18 protein-coding genes and 1 pseudogene are annotated in these 13,675 nt (G+C 70.3%); 11 read left to right on the forward strand and 8 right to left on the reverse strand.

Features of this window, described 5'->3' with window-relative positions:
* Positions 1-108 precede the first annotated feature (108 nt).
* From ACILSK_RS12015 to ACILSK_RS12030, 4 genes are all read left to right on the forward strand, one after another.
* Positions 109-552 carry a hypothetical protein gene (locus ACILSK_RS12015; RefSeq protein WP_395727396.1) on the forward strand — a complete coding sequence of 148 codons (444 nt, stop codon included), beginning with the start codon at positions 109-111 and terminating at the stop codon, positions 550-552.
* Complete coding sequence (locus ACILSK_RS12020; RefSeq protein WP_395727397.1) at positions 549-2,003, forward strand: glycosyltransferase; 1,455 nt, start codon at positions 549-551, stop codon at positions 2,001-2,003. The genes ACILSK_RS12015 and ACILSK_RS12020 overlap by 4 nt, the downstream gene beginning before the upstream one ends.
* A gap of 82 nt (positions 2,004-2,085) precedes the next feature.
* Complete coding sequence (locus tag ACILSK_RS12025) at positions 2,086-2,595, forward strand: flavodoxin family protein (protein WP_395727398.1); 510 nt, start codon at positions 2,086-2,088, stop codon at positions 2,593-2,595.
* A complete protein-coding gene (locus ACILSK_RS12030; RefSeq protein WP_395727399.1) occupies positions 2,592-3,257 on the forward strand; it encodes a hypothetical protein in 666 nt (221 codons plus the stop codon). The genes ACILSK_RS12025 and ACILSK_RS12030 overlap by 4 nt, the downstream gene beginning before the upstream one ends.
* 93 nt (positions 3,258-3,350) lie before the next feature.
* On the opposite strand, the gene ACILSK_RS12035 is transcribed toward ACILSK_RS12030, so the two are convergent.
* From ACILSK_RS12035 to ACILSK_RS12050, 4 genes are all read right to left on the reverse strand, one after another.
* The gene (locus tag ACILSK_RS12035; RefSeq protein ID WP_395727400.1) at positions 3,351-3,545 is read right to left on the reverse strand and encodes a hypothetical protein; all 195 of its coding nucleotides are present in this window, start codon (positions 3,543-3,545) and stop codon (positions 3,351-3,353) included.
* Positions 3,538-4,176, reverse strand: coding sequence for a hypothetical protein (locus ACILSK_RS12040; protein ID WP_395727401.1), 639 nt, complete (start codon positions 4,174-4,176; stop codon positions 3,538-3,540). Before ACILSK_RS12040 ends, ACILSK_RS12035 begins: the two co-directional genes overlap by 8 nt.
* Before the next feature lie 3 nt (positions 4,177-4,179).
* The gene (locus ACILSK_RS12045) at positions 4,180-4,596 is read right to left on the reverse strand and encodes a PspC domain-containing protein (protein WP_395727402.1); all 417 of its coding nucleotides are present in this window, start codon (positions 4,594-4,596) and stop codon (positions 4,180-4,182) included.
* 86 nt (positions 4,597-4,682) lie between these two features.
* Entirely contained in the window at positions 4,683-5,258 is a 576-nt protein-coding gene (locus tag ACILSK_RS12050) for a CBS domain-containing protein (RefSeq protein WP_395727403.1), read from the reverse strand.
* A gap of 261 nt (positions 5,259-5,519) precedes the next feature.
* Between ACILSK_RS12050 and ACILSK_RS12055 the strand changes: the two genes are divergently transcribed.
* Together ACILSK_RS12055 and ACILSK_RS12060 are read left to right on the forward strand one after the other, a co-directional pair.
* Entirely contained in the window at positions 5,520-6,212 is a 693-nt protein-coding gene (locus ACILSK_RS12055) for a hypothetical protein (RefSeq protein ID WP_395727404.1), read from the forward strand.
* 64 nt (positions 6,213-6,276) lie between these two features.
* The gene (locus ACILSK_RS12060) at positions 6,277-6,768 is read left to right on the forward strand and encodes a nitroreductase/quinone reductase family protein (protein ID WP_395727405.1); all 492 of its coding nucleotides are present in this window, start codon (positions 6,277-6,279) and stop codon (positions 6,766-6,768) included.
* Here the strand turns inward: ACILSK_RS12060 and ACILSK_RS12065 are convergent.
* Positions 6,737-7,447: a hypothetical protein gene (locus ACILSK_RS12065; protein WP_395727406.1), complete on the reverse strand. Its 711-nt coding sequence runs from the start codon at positions 7,445-7,447 to the stop codon at positions 6,737-6,739. The two genes, ACILSK_RS12060 and ACILSK_RS12065, sit on opposite strands and share 32 nt — an antisense overlap.
* A gap of 253 nt (positions 7,448-7,700) precedes the next feature.
* On the opposite strand from ACILSK_RS12065, the gene ACILSK_RS12070 reads away from it, so the two are divergent.
* Positions 7,701-7,850 (forward strand): hypothetical protein, encoded by a 150-nt coding sequence (locus ACILSK_RS12070; protein WP_395727407.1) that lies wholly within the window; start codon positions 7,701-7,703, stop codon positions 7,848-7,850.
* Between the two features lie 437 nt (positions 7,851-8,287).
* Here ACILSK_RS12070 and ACILSK_RS12075 read toward each other — a convergent pair whose 3' ends face one another.
* Entirely contained in the window at positions 8,288-9,400 is a 1,113-nt protein-coding gene (locus ACILSK_RS12075; RefSeq protein WP_395727408.1) for an acyltransferase family protein, read from the reverse strand.
* Positions 9,401-9,441: 41 nt separating this feature from the next.
* On the reverse strand, positions 9,442-9,936 hold the full coding sequence (locus tag ACILSK_RS12080) for a GyrI-like domain-containing protein (RefSeq protein ID WP_395727409.1): 495 nt from the start codon (positions 9,934-9,936) through the stop codon (positions 9,442-9,444).
* A gap of 341 nt (positions 9,937-10,277) precedes the next feature.
* Between ACILSK_RS12080 and ACILSK_RS12085 the strand changes: the two genes are divergently transcribed.
* Both ACILSK_RS12085 and ACILSK_RS12090 read left to right on the forward strand, forming a co-directional pair.
* Positions 10,278-10,724, forward strand: coding sequence for a hypothetical protein (locus ACILSK_RS12085; RefSeq protein ID WP_395727410.1), 447 nt, complete (start codon positions 10,278-10,280; stop codon positions 10,722-10,724).
* 6 nt (positions 10,725-10,730) lie between these two features.
* Positions 10,731-11,249, forward strand: a pseudogene (locus tag ACILSK_RS12090) (alkaline phosphatase family protein); the annotation flags it as partial.
* A 240-nt stretch (positions 11,250-11,489) separates the two neighbouring features.
* On the opposite strand, the gene ACILSK_RS12095 reads toward ACILSK_RS12090, so the two are convergent.
* The gene (locus tag ACILSK_RS12095) at positions 11,490-11,792 is read right to left on the reverse strand and encodes a 2TM domain-containing protein (RefSeq protein WP_395727411.1); all 303 of its coding nucleotides are present in this window, start codon (positions 11,790-11,792) and stop codon (positions 11,490-11,492) included.
* A gap of 272 nt (positions 11,793-12,064) precedes the next feature.
* On the opposite strand from ACILSK_RS12095, the gene ACILSK_RS12100 reads away from it, so the two are divergent.
* Together ACILSK_RS12100 and ACILSK_RS12105 are read left to right on the forward strand one after the other, a co-directional pair.
* Positions 12,065-13,228, forward strand: a complete 1,164-nt coding sequence (locus ACILSK_RS12100; RefSeq protein WP_395727412.1) for an anion permease — start codon at positions 12,065-12,067, stop codon at positions 13,226-13,228.
* Positions 13,229-13,241: 13 nt separating this feature from the next.
* Entirely contained in the window at positions 13,242-13,472 is a 231-nt protein-coding gene (locus ACILSK_RS12105) for a hypothetical protein (RefSeq protein ID WP_395727413.1), read from the forward strand.
* Positions 13,473-13,675: the final 203 nt, after the last annotated feature.

Raw genomic sequence — 13,675 nt, forward strand, 5'->3', positions numbered from 1 at the left:
CGGGTCATAGGTCCCTGGTCCCGCACCCTGCTGGCGGGTTTGCTGATCGTAGGAACCCTCCGGGCCCATCCCGGGCCCCTTCCGACATGGCGGAAAGCGGGTGCAGCGATGGCCAGCACCACGACCGGTCGTCGACCGGTGAGCGTCGGCGCGCGGCGGGCCGGCTACGCCGTCGCCGTCGGGATCAATTCAGTGCTGCTGTTTCTGATCAACGTGACCCCCGGCTGGTCGACCCTGCCCTTCCTGACCGCGGACATGGTGGACGTGCTGCCGTGGATCAACGCCTCGATGCTGGTGGGCATCCTGGCCAACGCGGTCTACCTGTTCCGCGACGACCCGCGGGTCAAGGGCCTCGGTGACCTGGTCACCGAAATCGTCGGTGTCGTCGCCATCGTCCGGCTCTGGCAGGTGTTCCCCTTCGACTTCGGCGCCGAGCCGAGTGCCTGGGCGACGGCGGTCCGCGTCCTGCTCGTCGTCGCCATGGCCGGGACCGCGATCGCGATGATCGTCAGCCTCGTCACCGCCCTCCGTGGCCGGCCGGTGCCGTCATGATCATCTGGCCACCCTTCTCCGCACTCGACCCGGTGGAACTCACCGGTACCATCCGCGACGACCGCCTGATCGGGCTGCGCCGCACCGCCGCCACCGCCCGGACCATCCTCGACGGGCGCGCCGTCGTCCACGTCAACGCGACGGCGACCGGTGGTGGCGTCGCCGAGATGCTGCCGACCCTGCTCGGATACGCCCGTGGCTTCGGCATCGGCACCCGATGGGCGGTGGTGGGCGGTGGGCCGGAGTTCTTCCGGGTCACCAAGCGGCTGCACAATCACCTGCACGGCCACCCCGGCGACGCCGGCCCGCTCGACCACGCCGAACGCCTGGTCTACGAGCGGGTGCTGGCCGATGCGGGTCACGATCTACTGCCTGAGCTCGGCTCCGACGACATCGTGGTGCTGCACGACCCGCAGACGCTGGGGCTGGCGCCATTGCTGGCCGGCCGCGGGATCCGGACGGTGTGGCGCTGTCACATCGGAATCGACCGGAGCAACGGCACCAGCCGCCGGGCCTGGCGCTTCCTGCGGCCGTACCTGGCCGAGGTCGATCGATTCGTGTTCTCCCGCGCGGCGTTCCGGCCGCCGACGATTCCCGTCGAGCGGACCCGCATCATCACCCCCACGCTGGATCCGCTGTCGGCCAAGAACAGCCCGCTGCCCATGGACAGCGCCCGGGCCATGCTGGCCCAGGCCGGACTGCTGCAGCCGGGCAGCGGCGCCGCCGCGGCCTACCGTCGGCGCGACGGTTCCCTGGGTCGCGTTCGTCGGCGGGCCGAGGTCGTGCAGTCGGGGCCACCGCCCGCACCGGACCAGCCGCTGGTCGTGCAGGTGTCCCGGTGGGACCGGCTCAAGGACATGCCCGGCGTGATGATCGGTTTCGCCGAGCACGTCGCCCCGCGCACGCCGGCGCATCTGGTTCTGGCCGGCCCGATGGTCAGCGGCGTGTCCGATGATCCCGAAGGTGCCGCCGAATTCCAACGGTGCGTGGATATCTGGCACCACCTGCCGCCGGACCAACGCGAACGCATCCACCTGGCCTGCCTGCCCGTCACCGACGTCGAGGAGAATGCGGCTCTGGTCAATGCCCTGCAACGGCAGGCAACGGTGGTCGCCCAGAAGAGTCTGGCCGAGGGATTCGGGCTGACAGTGCTGGAAGCCATGTGGAAGGGTCGGCCGGTGGTCGCCAGCGCCATCGGCGGTATCCGCGACCAGATCCGGGACCGGGAATCCGGTCTGCTGCTGCCGGACCCGTACGACCTGGCCGGATTCGGCCGGCTGATCCGGCGGCTGGTCCAGGACCCGCGGCTGGCCGAGTCCATCGGCCGCGGCGCCGCCGACCGGGCCGCCGAGTTCCTGCCCGACCGCAGTCTCATGGCGTGGGCGGAGCTGATCGGGGGCATCGCCGACCCGGAACCAGCCGCTCTGTGTGCGGCCACGCGGGCCGGCTGACGGCCGGCCCACTGGGACGGCGCGGCCGACCGGATGGCCCACCCCCGGAGAAGGACCCAACCAACGAACCAGGAGGATTGTCATGCGGGCACTGGTGGTCTACGAATCGATGTGGGGCAACACCGAGCAGGTCGCCCGAGCGATCGCGGAGGGCATCGCCGAGACCGACACCGTCGAGGTGGTCGAGGTCGCCAGCGCCCCCGCGGAGCCGGGCGTCGACGTGTCGTTGATCGTGGCGGGTGGACCCACCCACGCCTTCTCGATGAGCAGGCCGGCGACCCGCGCCGAGGCGCACCATCGCGGAGCTCCCAACGGATCGGAAGCCATCGGCATCCGGGAATGGCTCGACGCCCTGCCGGTCGGCCGCCACCCCCAGACGGTGGCGACGTTCGACACCAAGGCCGGCCGGGTCAAGCACCTGCCCGGTTCCGCGGCGAAGAAGGCGGGCAAGGTCGCCGGCCGCCATGGGTACGCCAAGGCCGATCACGCCCAGAGCTTCCTGGTCGCCGACACCGAGGGTCCCCTTCTGGACGGCGAACTCCAGCGCGCGGCGGAGTGGGGCAGGCAGCTGGCCACCACCCGTCGGTCATGAGTGCGGGCCCGGCCGATCCACGCGCCGCCGGTCCCGGCACGTCGACGAGATCAGTGACCCGGCAGCAGTATCCGGCGCCGGTTCGGGTCGCGGTCGCCTCGGTGACCCGCTGCGTTGCGGTGACCGGCGGGATGGTGCTGCGGGGGCGGCTGCGAATGCCCCGCGCCTGGGTGGGCACCTGGTTCCACTTCGCGGACGGCACATCCGCCCCCGTCTACCGGGAGACCATCGCCGTCCGCGCCCCGACCGAGGATCCGTGCGTGCTGGTCGTCGGCTTCCGACTGCGGTGGGCGCGCGGCCGGGGGCACGACGTGTTCCGGTGGACGAGCATCGTGAACACCCCACTGTTCGTCGGATTCCCCGGATTCGTGGCCAAATGGTGGCTCGCCGCCGATGAGTTCGGCCGGTACCGGGGGGTCTACCAATGGGACGGAGCGCAGCAGGCCGAACGGTACGCCCGAGCACTCTGGCGGGTCCTGTCGTTGGTGTCCGTTCGTGGTTCCATCCGCTATCACGTCCTGGCGGGATCGTGGCGCGACGATGTCGTACATGGAGCACCTGACCCGAGCGGAGGCTCCGACGATCCATCGTGGTGGCGGATCACCGGTGCCGACCTGGGTGCTCGACCGGTTCCACGGCGGGTGCAGGCTCCCGGGCGGTGAGCAGACCGTCCCGGAAGGCGCGTGCACCGCCTTTTGGTGGTGGGCAATCGAGGGGTCGACAGTCCTCCGGTCCTCCACCCCGTCGACCGGCGTTCATCGCGCCGACCGGTGCGCGCCGACCAGACCGGAGACGACCACCACCAGGCCGACGCCGAGGACGATCAGGGGGAGCACCAGCGACCAACGCACCGCCAGCAAGCCCATCTCCTGCAGCAGCAATGCGATCCCGGTGAGCAAGAAGGTGAGACCGAAGCCTGCGGCCGCGGCGCCGCCCTGGGCTCTACTCATGACGCACCTCGATGTCCCCCAGCCCGGCGTGCAGCACCAGCTCGACGGCGTCCGCGCGCTCGCCGGGCCCGGACCATTGCAGGTCGACACCGTCGTCCACCTTGACGCCGTCCACCGTGATCGAACCGGCGGTGGCGGATGCCTTGATGCTCGGATTCCGTTCCGGCGGCACCAGGACGACGATCCGGCCGGCCCCGACATCCGCCTCCAGCCGGCCCGTGTCGGGCAGTGGATGACGGGTCAGATCGACGGTCAGGGTGCCGGCACTGATGTGCTCCTGGACCGGCCAGTCGGCCGACGTCGGGGCGACGAGGTGGTCGCCGACCGGTCCCTGGTATCGGTCGGCGCCGACCCCGATGGCCACCCCCAGCAGGGTCGCCACGATCCCCAGCGCGATCAACACTCCCCGCCCGCGCCCGCCGATCAGCGTCGCCAGCAGCGCGCCACCGATCAGGACCAAAGCACCGGCCGGGAACATCCGCCAGGGCACGGACACGCCCGCCAGGTCGAGCAACCAGCCCACACCGACCGCGCTGAGCAGCAACCCGATCACGATCCGGTCGAACCGTGGACCACCGACGTCGCCGGCCTGTTCCGGTGCCGTCCAGCCGCTCTCCACGTTGGTGCTCATCGGTCACCGCCGGGCCGAGAACACGACCGCGACACCGATCGCGACGATGACGACCGGCCAGAAGATCGCGCTGCTGAACCACGGGACCACCTGCTGGACCAGCAACAGCGCGCCCAGGGCAACCAACGAGGTGCCCACGACCAGCGCCACGCCGTGCCGGTTGACCGCGGGCGCCGGGGCGTCGGATTCGGGCCCGGCCTCTTCGGGAATGACGATCCAGGCGATGAGGTAGGCCAGCACGCCCAACCCACCGGAGAGGGCCAGCGCCACAGCGGCAACGCGAAGCAGGACCGGATCGACGTCCAGGTAGCGTCCGAGACCGCCGCAGACCCCCCCGAACACCCGGTCCTTCCGGCTTCGGCGGACGCGGCGGACTCCGGTCGCCGTCTCATGCTCCGGCACCAGATCTGGCTCGGACACGGTCAACACCTCCTGGGAACTCGGTCGATGCAAGGCTCGACCCGTCGAACGGTCAGCGCGGCCCGGATTCGATCTTCGGATGCCGGTCAGAAGGGATCGGGGGTCTGATGCCGGGCATGCACCTGCACGACTCCGGGCACCTCCGAGGCCAGTTGCGCGGCCCGATCCCGCATCCGTCGATCGTTGCCGTAGTCCTCGATGTCGGCCACCCCGGCCTCCACCGACACTCGCCAACGGTTCGGCGTGTCCAGCTCGGCCAGTTGCCGGCCGATCTCATCGGCCAGGCCCTGGTCGGTATGTGAGAGGCCGGCGCGCAGCAGGTCTCGTCTCGTGACGACGCCGACAACGCGAAGGCCGTCCACCACCGGTAGGCACCGGATCCGGACGGCGAGCATGATCCGGGCGATGGCGGCAAGGTCCGCGGCCGGGGTCAGTGACTCCACCGGGGTGGACATCACGTCCCGCACGAGCAGCGGCGACGCATCGGGCCGGCCGGAGTCGTCGATCAGGTCCGCCTCGGTGACGATGCCGACGAGTCGGTCGTCCTCGACCACCGGTAGCGCGGTGAAACGGTGCGAGTACAGCAGCCTCGCCGCGTCCACGGCCGTCGTCATCGGGGTCACCGTGATCACCGGATAGGACATGACTTCTCGAGCCTTCATCGTCGGCTCCTTCGCCTGGCGTATCCATTCAGCCTGATCCGGTGCCGAGGGAGCGGGAACGGCCGAAAGTCCCGATTCGGGTGCTTCCCGCCTGCCCGTGGGCACCGGCCGGGGGTGGAGCCGGGACGGTCGGCGCCATGGGACCTTTGCCTCTGGGGATACCACCGGGTCATGGCTACGGTCGAGGCACGGTCCTGGGCGGATGCGATGTAGGTCGGCGACAGCCGCGGTGCGGACCGGCTTCGCGACAAGGTGACGACGATGACATCCACACTGATCAGGAACTTTTCGATCTCAACCGGTTATCTGTCCCTGCTGTGCGGCATTGGTGCCGCGGCCCTGGAGCGGCCATGGCCGAGCACGCCGCAGGACATACCCGCTTTCCTGGTGGCCGATCGGACGGCAGTCCTCTGGCAAGCGCTGTTGTTCCTGCTCGGCGGCGCCTTCTTCATGTGGTTCCTGGGCAGCCTGCGTACTTTCATGATCCGCGGCGAGCCGCATCGGGGCCAGGTCACGATGGTGGCCTTCACGGCCGGCATGGTCGGTTACGGGATGACAATGCTGGCGCTGTGCCCTCAGCTCGCCCTGACTCTGCCGGATCGCGGCTGGATCGACGCCACCACCGCCGCCATGACGGTCGATCTGGGTTACGTGATGTTGACGGTGGCCAATCTGCCGATCGCGGTGATGTATGCGGCCGTCGCGGTCGTCTCGCTGCGGGAGCGAGTGTTCCCGCCGTGGCTGGGTTGGCTGTCGGCCGCTGCTGCCGGATGTTGCGCCGTGCTCACTCTCTCACTGATCGACCCGACCGGGCCGGTTGCCCCGCAGGGCTGGCTGAGCTACCTCCTTTACGTCGTGCCGGTCGTCTGGCTGGCGACGACACCGACCGTCATGCTGCTGCAGGAGCGGTGGCGGGCCACCCGCCCGGGGATCCGGATCACGGTCACCGGCTGATCGGGCCTTGATCGGTCGCGGGCCGCCGATTCCGGGTCGAACCAGTTGGAGCGAAGGAGATGTGATGACCTCGACCATTCACCGCACCGTTCCGCCGCAACGTCTGATCACTGTGCTGAACCCGGCCGTCCAGGTCGGCCTGCGGTCGCCGCTGCACCGCTGGCTGGACGACTCGGTCCTGATGCTCCACGTGATCGGCCGCCGAACCGGGCGCCGCTACGACATACCGGTGGGATTCGTCGATCTGGGCGACCGCCTGCTGGTCGTCACCCAGCATCGCTGGCGTCGCAACCTGCGCGGCGGCGGCGACGTCGAAGTGACTCGCTTCGGCCGGCGATTCCGGATGCACGCGAAACTCGATGAGGATCCGGATCCGGTGGCCGACATCGTCGCCGAGATCCTGGCGCGGTTCGGTGTCGCCGGGGTGAAGCGACGCCTCGGTCTCGAGATCCAGCCCGGCGCGCAGCCGACCCACGAGGACCTGTCCGAGGCCGCCCGCGAGTTCGATATCGCGATGATCACGCTCACTTCGCTCCCGGAGCCGGCCGCGCCCTGACCCGACCATCTACGAGGAAGGGCAACAGCAATCCGCTGATCACCCCGAGGGTCGCACCGGCGACCAGGCCGGTCAGCGCTCCGGTGGTGATCACGACCGCCAGTGGCCACTGCGGTCCGGGCAGCGAAGCGCCGACGAAGATGATCGGCATCGCGACCGCCCAGCCCAGGGCGCTGGCCCCGCTCCATCGCCACGGGTGCGGCACCCGGCCGCGCAGCACGAGCGACTGCCCGGCGCCCAGCACCGCGCCCATCAGCAGGCCCAGCCCGGCCGCCGTGACCGTGAGCAGGAACGGGGTCGGCTCGCCTGCGCCGTCGTCCGGGAGCAGGACCGCCGGGGCCGAGGCCGCGGCCCAGCCGACCCCGGCGAAGATCACGGTCACCATGATCCAGTTGGATCGCCGGCCGGGTAGCCAGGCGGCGAGGCCACTGGCCTGGGCGACGCCCAGCGCGGTGCCCTCGATGAGACCGCCGGTGACGATGATGGCCAGAGCGGCCAGTGCCGCGGGCGCCGTCGTCGGGCCATCGCCGACGGTGGCGCCGGCAAGCCTGGCCGCGGCCGCCGATGCGGCCATGCCCACGGACTCCGCCGTGGCACACAGGGCGGTCCAGCGCAGCACGGCCGGTGGGCCGGGTACCGACGACGAGGAACTCGCCGGGGAGCGCACGATATCGGCCATGTCGGTCGCCTCCTTCCGGCCATGCTTGCAGCGGCGCCGCCGACCCGGTAGGGGCCGAGGTCCCGACGGTTCGATGCCCCGCGTTTGCCGCGCCCTTCCCGCCGGGCGTTGACCGCCTCACCCGCAACGACCGGGTCGCAGGCCCAAAGTCTCTACCGATCAGCATGATTCAGAAGTGAGGTGGAAGGAGTCGACAGCACCGGGTCGCCCTCGCCCGGGATAGCTCGAGCCGAGCACCTGCCAAGGATCGACGATGACCCGAGAACGCACCGCCGCACACGCCATCGGTAGCCGGCTGACCGAGCCTGCCGGCGCGCCAGTGGTCGAGGGCACGCTCGCCGACATCGCCTGGGCCGGTGTGAACCCCGACCTGCCGGCGGCGAACGGGCCGATCGGCCGGTGAGCACCCGTGGATCCGAGCACGGCGGGCGTGTATCTGATTGCTGCGGCGGGTTTCGGCTGGGGAGCACATCTACTGTCCCGCGCCGCCCGCCAGAGCCGGCTGGCGGTGGTTGCCGGAGCAATCGCGGTGGTCATCGCGAGCGTGCTCGTCGGGCTGCTGAGTGGGCCGGCCGGCCTGCTCGGGTGGATGACCGTGGTCGTCGGCCTCAGCGAGTGGCGTCGACCCCGGCCGGAGGGTGACGCCGACCGTGACTCGGTCCTGGGACCGGCCGTCCCCCGCGCCTCCGAGTGCGTACCGGTACCCGCCATCCGGCCGCGGCGCCGCCCGCAGCAGATCGCTCGTCGATCGCCGCCGGCGCCCCCGGCTCGAGCGCACCGGCCCTCGGTCGGCCGGGATGTGGCGTGGCTCCGGCACCCGCCCGCTTCCGGCGGAACCGATCAGAGGACGTTGCGTACGGTCGGCAGACGGGTCACCAGGAAGCCGACGACGAAGGCCACCGGCACCCCGATGACGGCGACGAGGAGACCCTTCATCTCCGGGGCCCAGCCGACGGTGCGCAAGACGATGGACAGAGCGACGAGAACGATCGGATGGAACACGTAGGCGGCATAGGAGCCACGGGCGGCCCGCATGGCGACGGCCGACGGATGGGCCGACCAGCGGCGCTGCAGAACGTCGACGAGCCAGATCATCAGCACGACGGCGGTGCCGCCGTCGAGCAGCGCCATGACCACGCCCGGCCACCGACCGTTCGCGAGCGGCCCGGCCTCGCCGGGGATGCTCGCGGCGGCCAGGACAGCCAGTCCGGCGAACATCAGCAGGGCCAGGTGGCCGCAGGACCGGACCAGCGCCGCGGGCATCCGGTCGAACCAGCCCCGTTCGCCGGCCAGCACGCCCAGTACGAAGACACCGGCCGCCTGTTGCCAGTGGGGCCATCCGAAGTCGAAGTAGCGGTCGACGGTGCCGGGCAGCCCAGGCCAGGTCAGCAGGTCGACCACCGCGATCGCCGCCGCGACGAGCAGCAGCGGCCGGACGCCGATCAACTCCGCCCGCATCGGAGGGACCGGGCGGAGCCATCGCCATCCGGCGTACAGCAGGGAAAACCCCAGCAGGGCAACGACAAACCACAGCGGCCCGAATCCCCGACCGTTGCCCAGATCGGTCAGTTCGGCCAGCAACGACCGGTCATGACCTTCCGCGCCGGCAGCCATCCAGCGCACCAGTGGGTCGAGGATGAGCACGTACACCACCGCCGGCACCCCGAGCCGCAGCAAGCGCGTCACCGCATACGCAGCCGGGCCGGTCCGGGCCAGGGAGCCGGCCGCCAAGAACCCCGCCACGAGGAACAGCGGGGACAGCCCGAACGCGGCCAGCAGTTCGACCGGCCGGCCGAGCAGCGTCGGGGTCACGTCCGAGGTCGTCCGCTCCTCGTAGTACCAGGAGATCGGCACGACGTAGGCGGTGGCGGCGTGCACGGCGATCACCGCGCCGATCACGGTCACCCGCAACCGGTCGATCCACCACCGTCGCGATGCCTGCGGTGGCGCCATCCCGGATCCGTCGCCGTGTCGGCCGGGTCGGCGGTCGCCGGTCAAGGCCCTTTCGGGCGAGCGTGCGGCGCGTCGAGGCGGAACGGCTGCACGATGTCCGTCAATTGAGCCGCCGGATCCGGGACGTCGCCGGGTCCCTTGCGGTACACCTCGTACGGACCGCTCGAGGCGATCGCATGGTGGGACATCAGCCATTCCGCCAACCTGCGGTACTCCGCGACCATCGCCTCGTCACCGCCGCGATGCTGCACCACCGCGACCCGGCCACCCGGGATCCATTCGACAACGATATCGCCGTTCCCGGCGAACCTGTCGTCCACCGGAAACCCGGCCGTGACATCGAACCGGCCGTCGTCATGCCGGTGGTAGCGGGCGAACGGCGGCCCGGACGGACGGCGCCCGACACTGGCGAGGTGGTCGGCGATACGGCGATAGGTCAGCCCCAACCACTCCGCAAGCTCGGCGACAGGCAGTGTCGTCGTCCGGGTCGCCGCAAAGGACGCGGCCCGCTGCCGAATCAGAACAGTGCTGGACATGACCGAATTGTCCGGCCGGCCGGGTCACCCCGGCCAGGGCATTTGGTCCCTGAGGGTGGCTACTCCCCCGGCCGGACAACGGGAAATCGATCGGTGACGGATCCGACCACTGGTCGGCCCATTCGGGGACCTTCGGCCCGATGCATCGACAGCCGGACCGGCCACGCTGGTTTCAGCCGGCCGCGGCGCCCGTGGCAACCGCCCGGCCAACGTCCGGTCCGACGAACGATCGAGTACGCAACGGAACTGATCGGACGGCACCGGCCACGACCGGGGGTCGGACGGGTGCCCGACTGGGCCGGCCACGGTCCGGGCCGGCCGTTGGTGACGAAGGAGTTCGCATGACAACCACACTCGTGATGGTGGGGTTCGACGAATTGCCGGACGTGGTCGCCCGGCCGGCGCCGGGGACCGCCTCCCGGTTCCGGTGGCCGGGAGGGTGGTCCCGGCGAGCGGTCCGTCGACGACCGACGAGGTGGCCGCGGCCGGCCGATCGTACGCACCGGGCCGGACGCGAGGTGCAGGACGGGCCGTCCGATCCGGCCACGGTCAGCGCGGTCGCGCTGGCCGTCGCAGTTCGACAACAACTGACCCACCCGGGATCGGTTTCACCGCAACGGCAACTCGAACTCATCCTGGCCGATCGGATGGCTGACGCGGCCCGCCCGTCCGGCACGAGTCGGGCCGGCCCGGGCTGGACTCCCTTCCTGGTCCGGGTGGATGCCAGCCCGTACCGGCCGCTGGCCGACGGGGCATGGACCTACTCCCCGCCCGTCCGGAGCCCCTGATCCGAGGTGTTCCGCAGTGCCGTACACAGTGCTAGCGACCGGCTGTCCGCGGCGTACGTCGATTGGGCGTGGTATTCGGGCGGTTGGTCGAACGCGAACGGAGATGTCGCCGGTCCGGGCTGGACCAACGGAGATACGCCCGATACCTGCACCGATTCCGCCACCGCCGTGGGCGCCGGCTACCCGAACTGCCCGGACGCGTTGTTCCAGTACCACCATCAGCCGTTCAACTACTACGCCAACTATGCACCGGGCACCGCAGCGCGCACACTGCACCTGCGCGACGAGGTCGAGTTCATCGGCGCGGCCAAGGCGGGCACATTGCGGCCGGTCAGTTTCGTCAAACCGATCGGCGCCGAGAACGAGCATCCCGGTTGCGCCAGCGAGCACCAGGGCAGCGACCATCTCGTCGACCTGTTGTCGGCGATCGAGCACGGCCCCCAGGCAGCCTCGACCCTGGTGATCGTCACCTACGACGAGTTCGGCGGGCAGTTTGACCACATCGCCCCGCCGGCCGGCCGCCGCGGCATCTCCGACCGGTGGGGTCCGGGCACCCGGTTCCCGGCCCTCGTGGTCTCGCCATTGCTCACCCGCGACTTCGCCGTGGACGCACGTCGCACGACACCACCTCCGTACTGGCGACCGTCGAGACGGTCTTCGACGTCCCACCGCTCGCCTCACGGGATGCCTCTGTCGCGAACCTGCTCGTGCCAGGGCTCTTCTCGGCGAGGTTGTGTGGACGGCCGCGAGGTTGACCGGCGCCGGTCAGCCGGTGGCGTTCATCGCGCGCAATCGGGCGATCTCGCGTTGCAGCTCGGACTCCGTCGGCTCGCGACGCAGGAATGCATCCCACGCATTGGCCGCGACTCCGATGCCCCAGCCGAAGATCGGGAAAATGGGCCAGAAGAATGGCATTCCCGCCATCGCCCAGATGATGATCAGGAATCCGTTCACCATCAGGTAAATCATCAGGTGCAACCAGAAGTCCGATTGTTTCTTGAGGCGGCCCAGCGCGACCTGGCGCAGGGCGGTGTCTTCCGAACGGATCTGGTTGATTGCGTCAGTCATGTCGACCGTCCCTTCCACCGGCCCAGCGCGGACGCCTCCCCGCGGTGCCCCGCGCTGGGGCACGACAACCCGGCCCCGGCGGCCGGGCCTGCCCTCATCGTCGCTCTCCGGTGCTGCGCACCGACAGGGCCGTCGGTCCCGATCTGTCTCCCGAGCCGGTCCCGCACGGTGGTGGCCCGCGGTCGGATCCACCAGGACCTTCGGCCCTGGATGCGGACAATTCGCGGTCCCTACTGTCGGTGGCAACCCCGAAAGGCGGTGCTGCCCGGGCTATGACAACAACGATGGTGCTGGTTGCGCTGGTCGTCATCACGGCGCTGTTCTTCGATTTCACCAATGGATTCCACGACAGCGCCAATGCGATGGCCACCTCGGTGGCGACCGGAGCGCTCCGGCCACGAGTGGCGGTGCTGATCGCCGCGGTACTGAACGTCGCCGGGGCCTTCCTGTCCACCGCGGTCGCCAAGACCATTTCCGGCGGCATCGTCGACGACGCCCTGGTGACGCCTACGATGGTCTTCGCCGGCCTGGCGGCGGCCATCCTGTGGAACCTGGTGACCTGGCTGTTCGGGCTGCCCTCGAGCTCCTCGCATGCCTTGTTCGGCGGGCTGATCGGCGCCGTGCTGGTCGGTGCCGGAATCTCCGGGGTGAACTTTCCGGTGGTGGTCTCCAAGATCCTGCTGCCGGCGCTTGCCGCGCCGGTTATTGCCGGCGTCGCCGCCGGATTAGCGACCGCACTCGTCTATCGCCTCGTTCGACCCGACAATTTCGGGCCGGCGACGAACTGGTTCAGACGGGCGCAGACCGTCTCGGCGTCCCTGGTGGCGCTGTCGCACGGCACCAGCGACGGACAAAAGACCATGGGCGTGATCACCCTCGTGCTGATCACCGCCGGTTATCAGGAGTCGGGGTCCGCGCCGCAGTTATGGGTGATCGCCAGCGCCGGCCTGGCGATCGGCCTGGGCACCTATTCCGGCGGCTGGCGGATCATGCGGACAATGGGCCGGGGAATCGTCGACATCCGGGCACCGCAGGGCTTCGCGTCGGAAACAGCCTCGGCCGCCGCCATTCTGGCTTCCTCTCATCTCGGATTCGGGCTGTCCACCACCCAGGTCTGCTCGGGTTCGATCCTGGGTGCAGGCATCGGTCACCGGCTGGCCCCGGTGCGCTGGTCGACTGCCCGTCGGATCGTCTACGGCTGGCTGCTCACGCTGCCCGCGGCGGCGGTCATGGGTGCGCTGGCCGCCGCGGTGGCGCTGTCCGGCGCGCTCGGTGTCTTCATCGTGCTGACCGCGTTGATCGTCGGCGGGCTTGGGATCTACGCGGTCTCCCGGCGGGCGCCGGTGTCCAGCAGCACGGTCAACGACTCCGCCGACGTCCGGCTGTCGCCGATTCCGGCGCGATCCACTGAACCCGTGGATTCGACGAGCACCTGACGGGTGGTTGACCGTGAAGATCGACTGGGAGTCGCTGGCCCTGGTCGCCGTGACCACCGTGGCGGTGACCCTGGTCGTGGTCGGCGTCGTGACGGCCGGAGTCGTCGCCCTGACGGTGGCAGCCCGAGGACCGGCCACACCGGCCCGGGTGTGGTGGGCGAGCATCGCCGGCTGGGCGTGCCTGGCAGCGGCCGGCGCGGTGGTCCTGTTCGGGCTGTACCTGATCATTCCGGTCTGGCACTGATCGAGCGCCGCCCCGCCGACCCGACTGCCGACCTCATCGAGGCCCTGGTCGAGTGCGGTGCCGGCGATCTGGTGGTGGTCAGCAACAACGCGGGCAACGGCGACCGGGGCCTGGCCGCGCTGATCCGCGAACGGCGGGTACGCAAGTTCTCTGCTCGTTCCCGCGCCAAGTGCCCAACTACCTGCCGGCCGGCTCGGGGTCGT

Source organism: Nakamurella sp. (genome assembly GCF_044224575.1).
Taxonomy (GTDB): domain Bacteria; phylum Actinomycetota; class Actinomycetes; order Mycobacteriales; family Nakamurellaceae; genus Nakamurella.

Excerpts from the sequence above, each read along its gene's own strand:
- ACILSK_RS12015 (WP_395727396.1), top strand. The coding sequence starts at position 109 with ATGGCCAGCACCACGACCGGTCGTCGACCGGTGAGCGTCGGCGCGCGG.
- ACILSK_RS12080 (WP_395727409.1), bottom strand. The coding sequence starts at position 9,936 with ATGTCCAGCACTGTTCTGATTCGGCAGCGGGCCGCGTCCTTTGCGGCG.
- ACILSK_RS12085 (WP_395727410.1), top strand. The coding sequence starts at position 10,278 with ATGACAACCACACTCGTGATGGTGGGGTTCGACGAATTGCCGGACGTG.
- ACILSK_RS12055 (WP_395727404.1), top strand. The coding sequence starts at position 5,520 with ATGACATCCACACTGATCAGGAACTTTTCGATCTCAACCGGTTATCTG.
- ACILSK_RS12035 (WP_395727400.1), bottom strand. The coding sequence starts at position 3,545 with ATGAGTAGAGCCCAGGGCGGCGCCGCGGCCGCAGGCTTCGGTCTCACC.
- ACILSK_RS12100 (WP_395727412.1), top strand. The coding sequence starts at position 12,065 with ATGACAACAACGATGGTGCTGGTTGCGCTGGTCGTCATCACGGCGCTG.
- ACILSK_RS12025 (WP_395727398.1), top strand. The coding sequence starts at position 2,086 with ATGCGGGCACTGGTGGTCTACGAATCGATGTGGGGCAACACCGAGCAG.
- ACILSK_RS12050 (WP_395727403.1), bottom strand. The coding sequence starts at position 5,258 with ATGAAGGCTCGAGAAGTCATGTCCTATCCGGTGATCACGGTGACCCCG.
- ACILSK_RS12030 (WP_395727399.1), top strand. The coding sequence starts at position 2,592 with ATGAGTGCGGGCCCGGCCGATCCACGCGCCGCCGGTCCCGGCACGTCG.
- ACILSK_RS12060 (WP_395727405.1), top strand. The coding sequence starts at position 6,277 with ATGACCTCGACCATTCACCGCACCGTTCCGCCGCAACGTCTGATCACT.
- ACILSK_RS12095 (WP_395727411.1), bottom strand. The coding sequence starts at position 11,792 with ATGACTGACGCAATCAACCAGATCCGTTCGGAAGACACCGCCCTGCGC.
- ACILSK_RS12065 (WP_395727406.1), bottom strand. The coding sequence starts at position 7,447 with ATGGCCGATATCGTGCGCTCCCCGGCGAGTTCCTCGTCGTCGGTACCC.
- ACILSK_RS12040 (WP_395727401.1), bottom strand. The coding sequence starts at position 4,176 with ATGAGCACCAACGTGGAGAGCGGCTGGACGGCACCGGAACAGGCCGGC.
- ACILSK_RS12020 (WP_395727397.1), top strand. The coding sequence starts at position 549 with ATGATCATCTGGCCACCCTTCTCCGCACTCGACCCGGTGGAACTCACC.
- ACILSK_RS12075 (WP_395727408.1), bottom strand. The coding sequence starts at position 9,400 with ATGGCGCCACCGCAGGCATCGCGACGGTGGTGGATCGACCGGTTGCGG.
- ACILSK_RS12070 (WP_395727407.1), top strand. The coding sequence starts at position 7,701 with ATGACCCGAGAACGCACCGCCGCACACGCCATCGGTAGCCGGCTGACC.